At 64.6% G+C, this 15435-nt stretch carries 13 protein-coding genes; 12 read left to right on the top strand and 1 reads right to left on the bottom strand.

Annotated features, from left to right (window positions below; all coding sequences use genetic code 11):
• Both NTH_RS15185 and NTH_RS15190 read left to right on the top strand, forming a co-directional pair.
• Entirely contained in the window at nucleotides 1–1389 is a 1389-nt protein-coding gene (locus NTH_RS15185; protein WP_338530797.1) for an aldehyde dehydrogenase family protein, read from the top strand.
• A complete protein-coding gene (locus NTH_RS15190; RefSeq protein ID WP_338530798.1) occupies nucleotides 1386–2531 on the top strand; it encodes an iron-containing alcohol dehydrogenase in 1146 nt (381 codons plus the stop codon). The genes NTH_RS15185 and NTH_RS15190 overlap by 4 nt, the downstream gene beginning before the upstream one ends.
• A 75-nt stretch (nucleotides 2532–2606) precedes the next feature.
• On the opposite strand, the gene NTH_RS15195 is transcribed toward NTH_RS15190, so the two are convergent.
• Entirely contained in the window at nucleotides 2607–3635 is a 1029-nt protein-coding gene (locus NTH_RS15195; RefSeq protein ID WP_338530799.1) for a LacI family DNA-binding transcriptional regulator, read from the bottom strand.
• Between the two features lie 197 nt (nucleotides 3636–3832).
• Between NTH_RS15195 and NTH_RS15200 the strand changes: the two genes are divergently transcribed.
• The 10 genes from NTH_RS15200 (at nucleotide 3833) to NTH_RS15245 (ending at nucleotide 15388) form a co-directional block, all read left to right on the top strand.
• Nucleotides 3833–5068 carry an ABC transporter substrate-binding protein gene (locus NTH_RS15200; protein ID WP_338530800.1) on the top strand — a complete coding sequence of 412 codons (1236 nt, stop codon included), beginning with the start codon at nucleotides 3833–3835 and terminating at the stop codon, nucleotides 5066–5068.
• A gap of 83 nt (nucleotides 5069–5151) precedes the next feature.
• Nucleotides 5152–6048: a carbohydrate ABC transporter permease gene (locus NTH_RS15205; RefSeq protein WP_338530801.1), complete on the top strand. Its 897-nt coding sequence runs from the start codon at nucleotides 5152–5154 to the stop codon at nucleotides 6046–6048.
• Nucleotides 6041–6982 (top strand): carbohydrate ABC transporter permease, encoded by a 942-nt coding sequence (locus tag NTH_RS15210; RefSeq protein WP_338530802.1) that lies wholly within the window; start codon nucleotides 6041–6043, stop codon nucleotides 6980–6982. The genes NTH_RS15205 and NTH_RS15210 overlap by 8 nt, the downstream gene beginning before the upstream one ends.
• 3 nt (nucleotides 6983–6985) lie before the next feature.
• Nucleotides 6986–8074, top strand: coding sequence for an ABC transporter ATP-binding protein (locus tag NTH_RS15215; protein ID WP_338530803.1), 1089 nt, complete (start codon nucleotides 6986–6988; stop codon nucleotides 8072–8074).
• A 98-nt stretch (nucleotides 8075–8172) separates the two neighbouring features.
• Complete coding sequence (locus NTH_RS15220) at nucleotides 8173–8922, top strand: sugar phosphate isomerase/epimerase family protein (protein ID WP_338530804.1); 750 nt, start codon at nucleotides 8173–8175, stop codon at nucleotides 8920–8922.
• A gap of 225 nt (nucleotides 8923–9147) precedes the next feature.
• A complete protein-coding gene (locus NTH_RS15225) occupies nucleotides 9148–10302 on the top strand; it encodes a Gfo/Idh/MocA family protein (protein WP_338530805.1) in 1155 nt (384 codons plus the stop codon).
• Nucleotides 10299–11345, top strand: a complete 1047-nt coding sequence (mgrA, locus tag NTH_RS15230; protein ID WP_338530806.1) for an L-glyceraldehyde 3-phosphate reductase — start codon at nucleotides 10299–10301, stop codon at nucleotides 11343–11345. The genes NTH_RS15225 and mgrA overlap by 4 nt, the downstream gene beginning before the upstream one ends.
• Nucleotides 11342–12964, top strand: a complete 1623-nt coding sequence (locus NTH_RS15235; protein ID WP_338530807.1) for a glycoside hydrolase family 43 protein — start codon at nucleotides 11342–11344, stop codon at nucleotides 12962–12964. The genes mgrA and NTH_RS15235 overlap by 4 nt, the downstream gene beginning before the upstream one ends.
• Before the next feature lie 67 nt (nucleotides 12965–13031).
• Nucleotides 13032–14090 carry a sugar phosphate isomerase/epimerase family protein gene (locus tag NTH_RS15240; RefSeq protein ID WP_338530808.1) on the top strand — a complete coding sequence of 353 codons (1059 nt, stop codon included), beginning with the start codon at nucleotides 13032–13034 and terminating at the stop codon, nucleotides 14088–14090.
• Nucleotides 14091–14209: 119 nt separating this feature from the next.
• Nucleotides 14210–15388 (top strand): Gfo/Idh/MocA family protein, encoded by a 1179-nt coding sequence (locus NTH_RS15245; protein WP_338530809.1) that lies wholly within the window; start codon nucleotides 14210–14212, stop codon nucleotides 15386–15388.
• The last annotated feature ends 47 nt before the right edge of the window (nucleotides 15389–15435 follow it).

Consider the following 15435-nt stretch of genomic DNA (forward strand, 5'->3'; position numbering starts at 1 on the left):
ATGACAGACACATTGAAATGCATTTCGCCGATCGACGGCTCCGTCTATGCGGAGCGCCCGGTCATGCCGCCCGCGGAGGCCGCCAAGCGGGTCGAGCGCGCGGCCAAGGCGCAGAAGACATGGGCCGCCCGCCCGCTGGACGAGCGCATCGCCCTGGTCAGCGCCGGCATCGCCCGCCTCAACCAGATGGCGGACGAGGTGGTGCCGGAGCTTGCCTGGCAGATGGGAAGGCCCGTCCGCTACGGCGGAGAGTTCGGCGGCATGAACGAGCGCGCCGACTATATGGCCAAGATCGCCGCGCGGGCCCTGGCGCCCATCGAAATCGAGGATTCGGCCGCCTTCTCGCGCTTCATCCGGCGCGAGCCGCATGGCGTCGTGATGGTCATCGCGCCCTGGAACTACCCCTACATGACGGCGATCAACACCATCGTTCCGGCGCTGATCGCCGGCAATGCGGTGGTGCTGAAGCATGCCACGCAGACCCTGCTCGTTGGCGAGCGGATCGCCCGCGCCTTTCACGAAGCAGGCGTGCCGGAGGAGGTGTTCGTCAATCTCTTCCTCGACCACAGGGGCACCGAGGCGCTGGTCTCGGCCGGCCTTTTCGGCTTCGTCAATTTCACCGGATCGGTCGGCGGCGGCAAGGCCATCGAGCGCGCCGCCGCCGGCACCTTCACCGGGCTTGGGCTGGAGCTGGGCGGGAAGGACCCCGCCTATGTGATGGAGGATGCCGATCTCGACTGGGCGGTCGACGTGCTGATGGACGGCGCCATGTACAATGCCGGCCAGTGCTGCTGCGGCATCGAGCGGCTTTACGTGGCCGAGCCGCTGTTCGACGCCTTCGTGGAAAAATCCGTCGCCTGGGTGGAAAAGCTCAAGCTCGGCAATCCGCTCGATCAGGAGACGACCATCGGGCCCATGGCCAACAAGCGCTTCGCGGCCGAAGTGCGCAGCCAGACGGCCGATGCCGTGGCGCAGGGCGCGCGTGCCCTGATCGACGCAAAGCTGTTCCCGCAGGACGATGGCGGCGCCTATCTGATGCCGCAGATTCTCGTCGACGTGAACCATCAGATGCGTGTCATGCGCGACGAGAGCTTCGGCCCCGTCGTCGGCATCATGAAGGTCGAGGACGACGACGAAGCGCTGGAGCTGATGAATGACAGCCCCTATGGCCTCACCGCCTCGCTGTGGACGGCCGATGCCGAGCGCGCGGAGCGTATCGGCGGGCTCGTCGAGACCGGAACCGTCTTCCAGAACCGGGCGGACTACCTCGATCCGGCCCTGTGCTGGACCGGCTGCAAGGACACCGGCCGCGGCGGCGCGCTGTCGGAGATCGGCTTCCACAACCTCACCCGCCCGAAATCCTTCCATCTCAGGAAAAGAAAATCATGAGCCAGACTGCCAATTGGTCCTACCCCACCAGCATCCGTTTCGGGGCAGGGCGCGTGAAGGAACTGGCCGAGGCCTGCAAGGCCGCCGGCATGAGCCGGCCGCTTCTCGTCACCGACAAGGGCCTGGCGCCGCTGCCCATCACCGGCCAGGCGCTTGCCGTCCTCGGCGACGCCGGGCTGGGCGCGGCCATGTTCAGCGACGTCGATCCGAATCCGGACGAGAACAATCTTGCCGCCGGCATCAAGGTCTTCAACGAGGGCGGCCATGACGGCGTCGTCGCGTTTGGCGGCGGTTCGGGATTGGACCTCGGTAAGCTCGTCGCCTTCATGGCCGGGCAGACGCGGCCCGTGTGGGATTTCGAGGACATCGGCGACTGGTGGACCCGCGCCGACGCGGCAAAGATCGCGCCCATCGTCGCCGTGCCGACGACGGCAGGCACCGGCTCTGAAGTCGGCCGCGCCGGCGTGCTGACCAACTCCGTGACCCACGTTAAGAAGATCATCTTCCACCCGAAGATGCTCCCCGCCGTCACCATCTGCGATCCCGAGCTGACCGTCGGCATGCCCGCAACGATCACGGTCGGCACCGGCATGGATGCCTTCGCCCATTGCCTGGAAGCCTATTCCTCGCCCTTCTACCATCCCATGAGCCAGGGCATCGCGCTCGAGGGAATGCGGCTGGTGAAGGAGAATCTTCCAAAGGTCGTGGCCGACCCCGGCAATCTGGAGGCGCGCGGGCACATGATGAGCGCCGCCGCCATGGGCGCCGTCGCCTTTCAGAAAGGTCTCGGCGCCATCCACGCGCTCTCCCATCCCGTGGGTGCGATCTACAACACCCATCATGGCATGACCAACGCGGTGGTGATGCCCGCCGTTCTAAGGCTCAACCGCCCCGCCATCGAGGACCGCATCGCGGCCGCTGCCGCCTATCTCGGCATTTCCGGCGGGTTCGACGGCTTCTACGACTTCGTCATCGGCCTGCGCGCCGAACTCGGCGTGCCGGACCGGCTGGGCGAGCTCGGCGTCGGGACCGATCGCATCGACGACCTGGTCCAGATGGCGCTGGAGGATCCAACGGCCGGCGGCAATCCCGTCCGCCTCGACCCGGAGAATGCCCGCAAGCTGTTCGAGGAAGCGATCTGAAAGGACGGCGCCGACCGCAAAACGCAACGGCAGAGCGCCGTGCGTCCATCCGGACGCACAAAGGATGCCCTGAACCTACGCCAGCGGCGCCGTGCTTTTCCTGACCACCAGCTCGACGCCCAGCACCTGATGCACCGCCGAGGCGGCTTCGGTTTCATCGCCGCTGATCTGCTCGATGAGCAGCCTGGCGGCGGCGTTGCCGATGGCGTTTCGGGGCTGGTGTATCGTGGTCAGGGGCGGGATGAAGCGCCGGGCGATGTCGATGTCGTCGAAACCGACGATGGAGACGTCGCCGGGCACCGACAGCCCTTCCTGGCTGAGCTCGGATATGAAGCCGCAGGCCATCTGGTCGCTGGCGCAGAACAGCGCCGTGGGGCGCTCCTCCATGGCAAGCCATTGCCGCGCGGCATCCGCGCCCGACTGCAGGCTGAAATCGCCGTCGATGAACCACTCGTCGCGGATGTCGAGCCCTAGGGAAGCCAGCGCCTTGCGCGTGCCGGCGAGCCGCGTTTCGGTGAGGACGTTGCCAGAAGGCCCCGTCACATGCCCGATGTTCCGGTGCCCCAGCTCATGGAGGTGGCGCACCGCCATGGCCGCCCCGGCCTCGTTGTCGATGGCCACGTTGGGAAAGGAGCTGTCGGCGATCCACTCGCAGGCGAAGACGATCGGCGGCATGGCGCTGGATGCCTGCCCGTCGCCGAGCAGGGCGCGGGGCAAGGAGCCGTCGAGCGCGATCAGCCCGTCCGCCCGGGTATTGTGCAGATAGCTGACGAGCTGGGCCTGGTCCGCGTCGGGATGCTTGGTGTCCACGATCAGCACGGAGAGCCCTTCGGCCGCCGCCGTCTGCTCGATGCCGGAAAGGATGCGCGAGAAGAACGGATTGCCGAGATTGGGCACCAGCACGACGATGGCGCCGGTGCGCTTGCGCCGCAGGTTACGGGCCATGAGATTGATGTGGTAGCCGGTCGTGCGGATGGCTTCGAACACGGCCTCGCGCGTCACCTCCGACACGATCTCGGGATTGCTGATGGCCCGGCTCACCGTGGCTGTGGACACGCCGGCGACCCGCGCAACATCCTGAATCTTGGTCGCTTTCCTGTCCAATCCCGTTCCTACCCGTGCCCTCAATCCGCTCTTCCGGCAAAGCGACCCCATAAAAGGCTTGACACTTTTGCCGCGGCAAATCAAGCTACATGTAATCGATTACAAGCGCTGGCATCATAGCATGTAATCGATTTCATCGGTAGGAGGCCGTTTTTTGTTTTTGGTCCGCGAGCGGGCCACCGAATGGGAGGAATGAGATGAACACTTTTAAAGCCGCACTGGCAGCGTCCACCATGATGGGCGCCGTAACGGCCGCGTCGGCGGTCGAACTGGAAGTGACGCATTGGTGGACCTCGGGCGGTGAAGCCGCCGCGGTCGCGGAATTTGCCAAGGCATTCGAGGAAAAGACCGACCACACATGGGTCGACGGCGCCATCGCCGGTGGCGGCAACACCGCCCGTCCCGTCATGATCAGCCGCATCACCGGCGGCGATCCTATGGGCGCCACGCAGTTCAACCATGGCCGGCAGACGGAGGAACTGGTCGAGGCGGGCCTGATGCGTCCGCTTACCGGCCTTGCCGAAGAGGAAGGGTGGAAGGACATCGTGAGGCCTGCGAGCCTGCTCGACAGCTGCACGGTCGACGGCGAAATCTACTGCGTGCCGGTCAACATCCATTCCTGGGAGTGGCTGTGGCTTTCCAACAAGGCTTTCGAAGAGGCCGGCGTGCCGGTGCCGAGCAATTGGGACGAGTTCGTCGCGGCTGCTCCCGCGCTTGAGGAAGCCGGCAAGATCCCGCTCGCCATTGGCGGCCAGCCCTGGCAGATCGGCGGCGCCTTCCGCGTCCTCGTCGCTTCGCTCGGCGGCCCTGAGCTCTATCAGCAGGTCTATGGCGACAAGAATGCCGAGGTGGCCGGCGGCCCGGAGATGGCCAAGATATTCAAGGCCGCCGACGATGCGCGCAAGATGGCTGCGAAATCGACGGTCCAGGACTGGAACCAGGCGACCAACCTCGTGATCACCGACGAGGCCGGCGGCCAGATCATGGGCGACTGGGCGCAAGGTGAATTCCAGGTGGCCGGCGAGACAGCCGGCGAAGACTACACCTGTCTGCCCGGGCTCGGCGTGCACCAGGTCCTGTCGACCGGCGGCGACGCCTTCTACTTCCCGAAGGTGGAGGACGAAGAGATCGCCAAGGCGCAGGAAGAGCTCGCCTCGGTGATGCTCGATCCCGAGGTCCAGGTCGCCTTCAATCTGAAGAAGGGATCGGTGCCGGTGCGCGGCGACGTCGACCTCGCTGCGGCCAATGACTGCATGAAGAAGGGTCTTGCGATCCTGGAGAACGGCACCCTCGTTCCTTCCGGCGAGCAGCTCATGTCGCAGGACGCCCTCAACCAGATCAATGATCTGATGGCGCAGTTCTTCAGCACGCCGTCGATGACGGCGGAAGATGCGCAGAAGCGTTTCGTCGACATCGTCGGCAGCGCCACCTGACCGCCTGAACACGGAGCCGCCGGCCGGTCGCGCCGGCCGGTGGCTCCAAACCCTCCACAGTTCGCCGGCCGGGAGATCATGCGATGACGCAGCAAAGCCGTCCGAACCAGCTTTTCCGGAATCTTCACGCAAAGATCGCGGCCATACCGATGATCTTGACGGCCGTGGTGATTTTCGCTGGCGGAACGCTCTGGACGATTTTCTATTCCTTCACCGACTCAGGGCTGCTCCCCCGTCTGCAGTTCGTGGGGCTGGCGCAGTACGACCGTCTGTGGTCGACGCCGCGCTGGCTCATATCGATCGAAAATCTCTTCATATACGGCCTCGGCATGCTGGTCTTCTCGCTGGTGATCGGCTTCGTCCTGGCCGCCTTGCTTGACCAGAAGATCCGCTTCGAGAACACGTTCCGCACGATCTTCCTCTACCCGTTCGCTCTTTCGTTCATCGTCACGGGCCTCGTCTGGCAGTGGATCCTCAATCCCGAATTCGGCATCCAGAGGGTGATCCGCTCGCTTGGATGGGAGAGCTTCACCTTCGACCCGCTCTACAATCCCGACATCGTCATCTACGGCATTCTGATCGCCGCGCTCTGGCAGAGCACCGGCCTGATCATGTGCCTGATGCTGGCCGGGCTGCGCGGGATCGACGAGGACATCTGGAAAGCCTCGCGCATCGACGGCATTCCGATGTGGAAGACATATCTCCTCATCATCGTCCCGATGATGAAGCCGGTTTTCATCACCGCCCTCGTCATCATCGCGACGGGCATCGTGCGCGTCTACGACCTCGTCGTCGCGCAGACCAGCGGCGGGCCCGGGATCGCCTCGGAGGTTCCGGCAAAATACGTCTACGACATGATGTTCTCCTCGCAGAATCTCGGCCAGGGCTTTGCCGCCTCCACCATGATGCTGCTCTCGGTGCTGATCGTCGTCATCCCGTGGGCCTATCTCGAATTCGGAGGGAAGAAACGTCATGGCTAACACAGGCGCCCTCAACAGAGCCGGAGTCGCGGCCGGCACCATCCCAGAGGAACTGGCCGGCCCCCGCGGCGCACGGCCGAGGCGCATCGTCTCGCGCGGCAACATCATCCTTTACGGCACGCTGTTCGTCATGGCGGTCTACTATCTCCTGCCGCTTTACGTGATGGTGGTGACATCGCTGAAGGGCATGCCCGAGGTGCGCCTCGGCAACGTCTTCTCGCCGCCCATGGAGATCACCTTCGAGCCCTGGGTGAAGGCATGGGCAACCGCTTGCACGGGGCTCAATTGCGACGGGCTCTCGCGCGGCTTCTGGAACTCGGTGAGGATCACGGTCCCCTCGGTCGTCCTGTCCATCGCCATTGCCTCGCTGAACGGCTATGCGCTGTCCAACTGGCGCTTCAAAGGCGCGAACCTGTTCTTCACGATCCTGATCATCGGCGCGTTCATCCCCTATCAGGTGATGCTCTATCCGATCGTCATCATCCTGCGGGAAATGGGGCTTTACGGCGGCCTTACCGGGCTGGTGCTGGTGCACACGGTCTTCGGCATGCCCATCCTGACCCTGCTCTTCCGCAACTATTTCTCGTCCGTGCCGGAGGAACTGTTCAAGGCCGCGCGCGTGGACGGAGCCGGCTTCTGGGGCATCTATTTCAAGATCATGCTGCCGATGAGCCTGCCGATCTTCGTCGTCGCGATGATCATCCAGATCACCGGCATCTGGAACGACTTCCTATTCGGCGTCGTCTACACCAAGCCGGACCTCTATCCGATGACCGTGCAGCTCAACAACATCGTCAACTCCGTGCAGGGCGTGAAGGAATACAACGTCAACATGGCGGCCACGATCATCACCGGCCTCGTGCCGCTCGTCGTCTATTTTGCATCCGGAAAGCTCTTCGTCCGCGGCATCGCCGCAGGCGCGGTGAAAGGGTAGGGCATGTCCAGCGTACTCATCAAAGATCTTTCGCTCAGCTTCGGCGATGTGAGGGTTCTCCAGAATCTCGACCTTCAAATCGGAAAGGGCGAGTTCCTCGTCCTTCTGGGCTCCTCCGGCTGCGGCAAGTCCACGCTGCTCAACTGCATCGCCGGGCTGCTCGACATCACCGACGGGCAGATCTTCATCAGCGGCCGCAACGTCACCTGGGAGCAGCCCAAGGACCGCGGCATCGGCATGGTGTTCCAGTCCTATGCGCTCTACCCGCAGATGACGGTGGAGGGAAACCTGGCATTCGGCCTGAAAAACGCGCGCGTGCCGAAAGCCGAGATCGCCAGGCGCATAGCCCGGGCAGCGGAGATCCTGCACATCGAGCCGCTGTTGAAACGCAAGCCGGCGCAGCTTTCCGGCGGCCAGCGCCAGCGCGTCGCCATCGGCCGGGCCCTGGTGCGCGACGTCGACGTGTTCCTGTTCGACGAGCCGCTGTCCAACCTGGACGCCAAGCTGCGCGCCGAACTGCGGGTGGAGATCAAGCGGCTGCACCAGCAGCTCGAGAACACCACGATGATCTATGTCACCCATGACCAGATCGAGGCCATGACGCTGGCCGACCGCATCGCCATCATGCGCGACGGCGCCGTTCAGCAGCTTGCCGATCCGGCAACGATCTACAATCGCCCGGTCAACAAATATGTCGCCGGCTTCATCGGATCGCCGATCATCAATTTCGTGGATGGGCAGCTCGTCATGAACAGCGATCCCTTTCTGAAGGCCGGCGATCTGAAAGTCCCGCTGGCGCGATACGAATTCAGCGGCAACGGAGCGCGCGAAGGCAATGTCGTCTTCGGCATGCGGCCCGAGCACATTTTCATGGACAAGGCGGCCGAGGACCTGCCCTTCAGGGCCGAAGCCGTGGTAGAGGTGATCGAGCCGATGGGTGCCGACACGCTCGTGTGGTCCCGCCTGGCCGGCCACGAGTTCCGCTTCCGGGTGGACGGCCAGACCGCCATCAGGAAGGGAGACCGCATCGCCGTCGGCTTCGACCCGGCCCGCGCCTCGATTTTCGATGCGGAGACGGAGATGCGCTTATGACGTTCCAACGACCGGCGCCGAATTAGCAGGACCACCAGAATATTGCCCAGTTCACTGCCGTTACGAGGCGGGCGGACCTTCCAATAGTGGAGAAAGACATGACCGCATTTTCCTACCAGCTTTATTCATCCCGGGAATTCCCGCCCCTGGACAAGACCCTTTCGATGCTCAAGTCGCTCGGCTACGCGCAGGTCGAAGGCTATGGCGGCGTCTATGGCGATCCGGCGGGCTTGAAGGCGGCGCTCGACGGGGCCGGCCTTTCGATGACCTCCGGACATTTCGGGATCGATGCGCTGGAAAATGAGGCCGACAAAGTGCTGGAGATCGCCAGCACCGTCGGCATGAAGGCGGCGTACTGCCCGTTCCTGGTGCCCGACCAGCGGCCTGCGGATGCGGCCGGCTACGCCCGTTTCGGCGAGCGCCTGCAAAAGGCGGGAGAGAAGCTCGTCAGCGCCGGCCTGACCTTCGGCTGGCACAATCACGATTTCGAGTTCCGCGCCCTGCCGGGCGGTTCGATCCCCCAGGAGGAGATATTCCGCGGCGGGCCCGATCTTTCGTGGGAGGCCGACATTGCATGGATCGTCCGCGGCGGCGGCAACCCGATCGAGTGGATCGAAAAATACGGCAGCCGCATCACCGCCGTTCACATCAAGGACACCGCGCCCGAGGGCGAGTGCGCCGATGAGGACGGCTGGGCCGATGTCGGCACCGGCACGATGGACTGGAAGTCGATCATGGATGCGGTGCGGGCGCATACCAGCACGCGCTTCTTCGTGATGGAGCACGACAAGCCGAACGACCATGAGCGCTTCGCGCGCCGGTCGATCGAAAACGCACGCAGCTACTAGAACGGAATCGTCGAATGTATTTGAACCGTATGGTGGGTTGAGATGGTCAGGCATGGATCCTCGGGTCAAGCCCGAGGATGACGAGTAAGGAAGGACGGCCGATGCCAATCGCCGACGTCTGCGATTAGCCGGGACACCTCAACCGTCGTCATCCTCGGGCTTGACCCGAGGATCCATGCCTGAGCGTTGCCACCACCGCCAGCGGCCAAGATAAGAGGTATAAGCATGACCAAGAAACTGGGCGTCGGCATCATCGGCTGCGGCAACATATCCGCCGCCTATATGCGCCTTGCCCCACTTTTCCGCGGCATCGAGATACGCGCCTGCGCGGATGTGAACGAAGCGGCGGCGAAGGCGCGCGCCGAAGAATTCGGCGTCAGGCAGGAGACCGTGGCGGGCCTGCTTGCCGCCGGCGATATCGACATCGTCGTCAATCTGACGATCCCCGCGGCCCACTACGATGTCTCGCGCAAGGCGATCGAGGCGGGCAAGCACGTTTATTCGGAAAAGCCGTTCGTCCTGTCCGTGGAAGAGGGCCTTGCCCTGGCAAGGCTGGCCGAGGACAAGGGCGTCCGCGTCGGCTCGGCCCCCGACACGTTCCTGGGCGGCGCACACCAGCTTGCCCGCCATGTGATCGACACCGGCGCCATCGGCAAGGTCGTCAGCGGAACGTGCCATGTCATGAGCCACGGCATGGAGCATTGGCATCCGAACCCGGATTTCTTTTTCCTGCCCGGCGCCGGTCCGGTGCTCGATGTCGGCCCGTACTACGTCACCAACCTGATCCAGCTCATCGGGCCGGTCAGGCGCGTCGGGGCGCTCGCATCGATCCCGGCCAAGGAGCGCACCATCCTTTCGGAGGCGCGCCGGGGCGAGAAGATCCCGGTCGAGACGCCCACCACGATCCATGCCGTGATGGAGTTCGCCAACGGCGCCATCGTCACCCTCGGCGCGAGCTGGGACGTGTGGCATCACAAGCATTCCAACATGGAGCTTTATGGCGACAAGGGTTCGCTCCACCTGCCGGACCCGAATTTCTTCGGCGGCGATCTGATCGTGACCAATGAGCAGCAGGTCGTGGACGTGCTGCCGGACTGGCCGCATCCCTTCGCCGTTGCCAACCAGGATCTGGAGAACGGCCCCGGCCGCGCCAACTATCGCGCCGTCGGCCTTGCCGACATGGCCATGGCGATCGTCGAGGGGCGTCCCCACCGCTGCTCGCTGGAGATGTCGTTGCACGCGATTGACGTAATGACATCGATCCTGGAATCGGGCGAGAAAGGCAGCTTCATCGAGCTCCAGACCACATGCGAGCGCCCGCCGGCGCTGGATGTGGCCGGAGCGCACGCTTTGCTGGCTGAAGAGAAGGAACACGCATGACCTGGCAACCCGCCGAAAACCGCTACGAGACCATGCAATACCGCCGCTGCGGCCGCTCCGGCCTCAAGCTGCCGGCGATCTCGCTTGGCCTGTGGCACAATTTCGGCGAGGATTCGCGCCATGACAACAAGCGCGCGATCTGCCGCAAGGCCTTCGATCTGGGCATCACCCATTTCGATCTGGCCAACAATTACGGCCCGCCGTCCGGGTCGGCCGAAACGGCCTTCGGCGAAATCCTGCGGACCGATTTCGCGGGCTATCGCGATGAACTCATCGTCTCGTCGAAGGCCGGATACGGCATGTGGCCCGGCCCCTATGGCGAATGGGGCAGCCGCAAATATCTGGTCGCCAGCTGCGACCACAGCCTGAAGCGCCTGGGCCTCGACTATGTCGACATCTTCTATTCCCACCGCTTCGACCCCGAGACGCCGCTGGAAGAGACGATGATGGCGCTCGACCACATCGTCCGTTCCGGCCGGGCGCTTTATGTCGGCATCTCCTCCTACAACGCCCAGCGCACCCGCGAGGCAGCCGCGATCCTGAAGGAGCTCGGCACGCCCTGCCTGATCCACCAGCCGAGCTACTCGCTCATCAACCGCTGGGTGGAGGATGACGGGCTGCTCGACGCGCTCGACGATCTCGGCATCGGCTCCATCGTCTTCTCGCCGCTGGCGCAGGGCATGCTCACCGACAAATATCTGGGCGGCATTCCCGAGGAAAGCCGTGCGGCCCAGGGCAAGTCGCTGCGCAGCGAATTCCTGACCGAGCGCAACCTTGCCAATATCCGCGGCCTGAACGAGATTGCCGGGCGCCGGGGACAGACGCTGGCCCAGATGGCGCTCGCCTGGGTGCTGCGCGGCGGGCGCGTGACGACCGCGCTGATCGGCGCCAGCAAGCCGAGCCAGGTGGAGGACTGCGTGCGCTCCCTGGACAAACCGGATTTCACCGACGAGGAACTGGCCGAGATCGATGTCTTCGCGCGCGATGCCGACATCAACATCTGGGCCGCTTCGGCAGAGCGCAAGGGACCGGCCCGCAAATGATCGTCAACCCCATCCTGCCGGGCTTCAACCCCGACCCTTCGATCTGCAGGGTGGGCGAGGACTATTATATCGCCACCTCGACATTCGAATGGTTCCCCGGGGTCCAGATCCATCATTCGCGCGATCTGGTGAACTGGCGCCTGGTGAGGCGCCCGCTCGACCGGGCGAGCCAGCTCGACATGCGCGGCAATCCCGATTCCTGCGGCATCTGGGCGCCGTGCCTTTCCCACGCGGACGGGCTGTTCTGGCTGGTCTATACGGACGTCAAGCGCCTCGACGGGAACTTCAAGGACGCCCACAACTACATCGTCACGGCGCCGGCCATCGAGGGGCCGTGGTCCGATCCCGTCTATGTCAATTCGTCGGGCTTCGACCCGTCGCTGTTCCACGACGATGACGGGCGCAAATATTTTCTCAACATGGTCTGGAACCACCGCACCGATTCGGTGGGCGGCAAGCCGAAGCATCCGGCCTTTGCCGGCATACTCCTGCAGGAATATGACGCGGCGGCCGGAAAGCTGATCGGCGAGGCGAAGAACGTCTTCGCCGGCAGCCCGCATGGTCTGGTGGAAGGCCCGCACCTCTTCAAGCGCGGGGGATGGTACTACATGACCGTCGCGGAGGGCGGCACCGGCTATGGGCATGCGGTCACCATGGCCCGCGCGCGCAGCATCGACGGGCCGTATGAACTGCACCCGAAAATCCACCTGTTCACCGCGAAGGACGATCCCGACGCGCCGCTCCAGCGCGCCGGCCACGGCCAGGTGGTGGAAACGCCCCAGGGCGAGGTCTATCACACACATCTGTGTTCCCGCCCGTTGCCGGGCATGAGGCGCTCTCCGCTCGGCCGCGAAACCGCAATCCAGAAATGCGTCTGGCGCGAGGACGGCTGGCTTTATCCCGAAAGCGGCAGCCCGGTGCCGGAGGTGAAGGTGGCCGCGCCGGCCGGGACGGGAGACGGGGCGGGAGAGCGCAAGGCGCCCGCTTCGGCGCGCCACCGCTTTACCGATACCAGGCTGCCCGACGACTTCCAGTGGCTGCGCACTCCCGAACCCGGCCGCATCTTCACCCTCACCGGCTCGGCCCTCCGCCTGCACGCGCGCGAGTCCATCGGGAGCTGGTTCGAGCAGGCGCTGGTCGCCCGCAGGCAGGAGCATTTCTCGTTCCGTGCAGAAACAGGCGTCGACTTCGCGCCCCGGAACTATCAGCAGGCGGCGGGGCTGACGCACTACTATAACCGCCACAAGTTCCATTTCCTCGCCGTCACCTTCCACGAGGAACTGGGCCGGGTGCTGACCATAATGAGCTGCCCCGGCGACTGGCCCGACGGCAAATTGTCGTTTCCTCTTGAGGCGCCGGTGGAACTGCCGGGAGAGGGCCCGGTCGGGCTCGCGGCCGAGATCGACCACGACAGGCTGCAGTTCTTCTACAGCCTTGACGGTGCGCAATGGCGCAAGGCCGGCCCGGTGCTGGACGCCAGCGTCATCTCCGACGAAGGCGGGCGGGGCGAGCATGGTTCCTTTACGGGCGCCTTCATCGGCATGGCCGCGTTCGACACCAGCGGCAGCGCCATTCACGCGGATTTTTCCCGCTTTTCCTACGAACCCCGAGGCGCGTGATGAAATGGCTCCACGCACGCCCCGATGAAGGGACAAGCCCAATGACAAGAAAAGAAGGAGAACGACAATGGCTTCGACCATGAAGGGCGCGGGTATCTTCCTGGCCCAGTTCGCCGGCGATGAGGCCCCCTTCAACAGCTTGCCTTCCATCGCCCGATGGGCGGCCGGACATGGCTATGAGGGCATTCAGATCCCGGCCTGGGATGGGCGCCTGTTCGACCTGGCGAAAGCCGCCGCCTCGAAGGATTACTGCGACGAGGTGAAGGGAATATGCGCCGAGGCCGGGGTCGAGATCACCGAGCTTTCCACCCATCTCCTCGGCCAGCTCGTCGCCGTGCACCCGGCCTATGACATCGCGTTCGACGGGTTCGCGCCGGCAAGGCTGCACAACAACCCGAAAGCGCGGCAGGCCTGGGCCGTCGAGCAAGTGCTGCTGGCGGCGAAGGCGTCGCGCAATCTGGGCCTCGACGTCTCGGTCTCCTTCACCGGAAGCCTTGCCTTTCCGTATCTTTATCCCTGGCCGCAGCGGCCGGCCGGGCTGGTGGAAGAGGCTTTCGGCGAGCTTGCCCGCCGCTGGAAGCCGATTCTGGACGCCTATGACGATGTCGGCGTGGATGTCGGCTTCGAGCTGCATCCGGGCGAGGACGTCTTCGACGGCGCGACTTTCGAGATGTTCCTCGACAGGCTTGGCGGCCACAAGCGCTGCACCATCAATTACGACCCGTCCCACTTCCTGCTGCAGCAGCTCGACTACCTGGCCTTCATCGACATCTATCACGAGCGCATCTCCGCCTTTCACGTGAAGGATGCCGAGTTCAACCCGGACGGGCGGCAGGGCGTCTATTCGGGCTATCAGGGCTGGATCAACCGGGCCGCCCGTTTCCGCTCGCTGGGCGATGGGCATGTCGATTTCACCGGCATCTTCTCCAAGCTCGCCCAGTACGACTACAACGGGTGGGCGGTGCTGGAATGGGAGTGCTGCCTGAAGCACCCTGAAGACGGCGCGGCCGAGGGCGCTCCGTTCATCAAGAACCACATCATCCGTGTTACCGAGAAGGCGTTTGACGACTTCGCCGGCGGCGCTCCGGACAAGGCGCAACTGCGCTCCATGCTCGGCATCGGATAGGTCAGTTCACCGTTTCGCGGAAACGGTGAACTGACTGATTGCTTGATTTTACGCAATTCCGGACGGAAAACCGGTTCCCACTTTTCCTGGAATTGCTCTGGAAGACGAAAGGGAAGCTCATGGTTTCGGCCGCATCGACGATCGCAAACAACCAACCGGTCCGCCTCGGCATGGTCGGCGGCGGGCAGGGGGCCTTCATCGGCGCGGTGCACCGCATGGCCGCGCGCCTTGACGGCCACTATACACTGGTGGCCGGAGCGCTGTCCTCGGACCCCGAGCGGGCTCGGGCTTCGGCCGAGGAGCTGGGCCTTGCGCCCGATCGCTCCTATGGCAGCTACGAGGAGATGGCCGCGAAGGAGGCCGCCCGCGAGGACGGCATCGAGGCCGTCAGCATCGTCACGCCGAACCACGTCCACTATCCGGCCGCAAAGGTCTTCCTCGAAGCGGGCGTCCACGTCATCTGCGACAAGCCGCTGACCTCCAGCCTGAAGGACGCGAGGCAGCTTGCCGAAACGGTCGACAAAAGCGGCAGGCTGTTCGTCCTCACCCACAATTATTCCGGCTATCCGATGATCCGGCACGCCCGCCAGATGGTGGCCGAGGGCGCGCTGGGCGACATCATCCTGGTCCAGGCCGAGTATCCCCAGGACTGGCTGGCCGAGCCCATCGAACAAACCGGCCAGAAGCAGGCCTCCTGGCGCACCGACCCGGCACGCTCGGGCGCCGGCGGGGCGATCGGCGATATCGGCACCCATGCCTATCAGCTCGCCTCCTTCGTGACCGGCCTCAAGGCCGAGAGCCTTGCCGCCGATCTCCACAGCTTCGTCGACGGCCGGCAACTCGACGACAACGCGCATATCATGCTGCGTTTTGCCGGCGGGCGCGCCAAGGGCACGATCTGGGTCAGCCAGGTGGCGCCGGGCAACGAGAACGGGCTGAAGCTCAGGGTCTACGGCACCAAGGGCGGCATCGAATGGGTGCAGGCCGATCCGAACTATCTGTGGTTCACGCCGCTGGGCGAGCCGCGCCGCCTCATCACGCGCGGGGGCGCGGGGGCGGGCGACGCGGCAGCCCGGGTGACCCGCATTCCCGGCGGCCACCCCGAAGGCTATCTGGAAGCCTTCGCGACGCTCTACACAGAGGCCGCCGCGATGATCCGCGCCAGGCGGGACGGCTCGGCGCTGCCCGACCTGCCTCTGCCCACCGTTCATGACGGCGTGGACGGCATGCGCTTCATCGCCGCCTGCGTCGCATCGTCCCGCGCCGACAGCGCCTGGACCCGGCTCGACGCGGTTTGAACCCGGACAAGCCATTGACTGTGGCCGGGCTCTCCCGCAATTGTCGC

The organism is Nitratireductor thuwali (assembly GCF_036621415.1).
GTDB classification, from domain to species: domain Bacteria; phylum Pseudomonadota; class Alphaproteobacteria; order Rhizobiales; family Rhizobiaceae; genus Chelativorans; species Chelativorans thuwali.

What these genes read in the sequence shown, in the direction of transcription:
- NTH_RS15240 (WP_338530808.1), top strand. Translation starts at nt 13,032, where the DNA reads ATGGCTTCGACCATGAAGGGCGCGGGTATCTTCCTGGCCCAGTTCGCC.
- NTH_RS15205 (WP_338530801.1), top strand. Translation starts at nt 5,152, where the DNA reads ATGACGCAGCAAAGCCGTCCGAACCAGCTTTTCCGGAATCTTCACGCA.
- NTH_RS15185 (WP_338530797.1), top strand. Translation starts at nt 1, where the DNA reads ATGACAGACACATTGAAATGCATTTCGCCGATCGACGGCTCCGTCTAT.
- NTH_RS15210 (WP_338530802.1), top strand. Translation starts at nt 6,041, where the DNA reads ATGGCTAACACAGGCGCCCTCAACAGAGCCGGAGTCGCGGCCGGCACC.
- mgrA (WP_338530806.1), top strand. Translation starts at nt 10,299, where the DNA reads ATGACCTGGCAACCCGCCGAAAACCGCTACGAGACCATGCAATACCGC.
- NTH_RS15220 (WP_338530804.1), top strand. Translation starts at nt 8,173, where the DNA reads ATGACCGCATTTTCCTACCAGCTTTATTCATCCCGGGAATTCCCGCCC.
- NTH_RS15245 (WP_338530809.1), top strand. Translation starts at nt 14,210, where the DNA reads ATGGTTTCGGCCGCATCGACGATCGCAAACAACCAACCGGTCCGCCTC.
- NTH_RS15190 (WP_338530798.1), top strand. Translation starts at nt 1,386, where the DNA reads ATGAGCCAGACTGCCAATTGGTCCTACCCCACCAGCATCCGTTTCGGG.
- NTH_RS15235 (WP_338530807.1), top strand. Translation starts at nt 11,342, where the DNA reads ATGATCGTCAACCCCATCCTGCCGGGCTTCAACCCCGACCCTTCGATC.
- NTH_RS15200 (WP_338530800.1), top strand. Translation starts at nt 3,833, where the DNA reads ATGAACACTTTTAAAGCCGCACTGGCAGCGTCCACCATGATGGGCGCC.
- NTH_RS15215 (WP_338530803.1), top strand. Translation starts at nt 6,986, where the DNA reads ATGTCCAGCGTACTCATCAAAGATCTTTCGCTCAGCTTCGGCGATGTG.
- NTH_RS15225 (WP_338530805.1), top strand. Translation starts at nt 9,148, where the DNA reads ATGACCAAGAAACTGGGCGTCGGCATCATCGGCTGCGGCAACATATCC.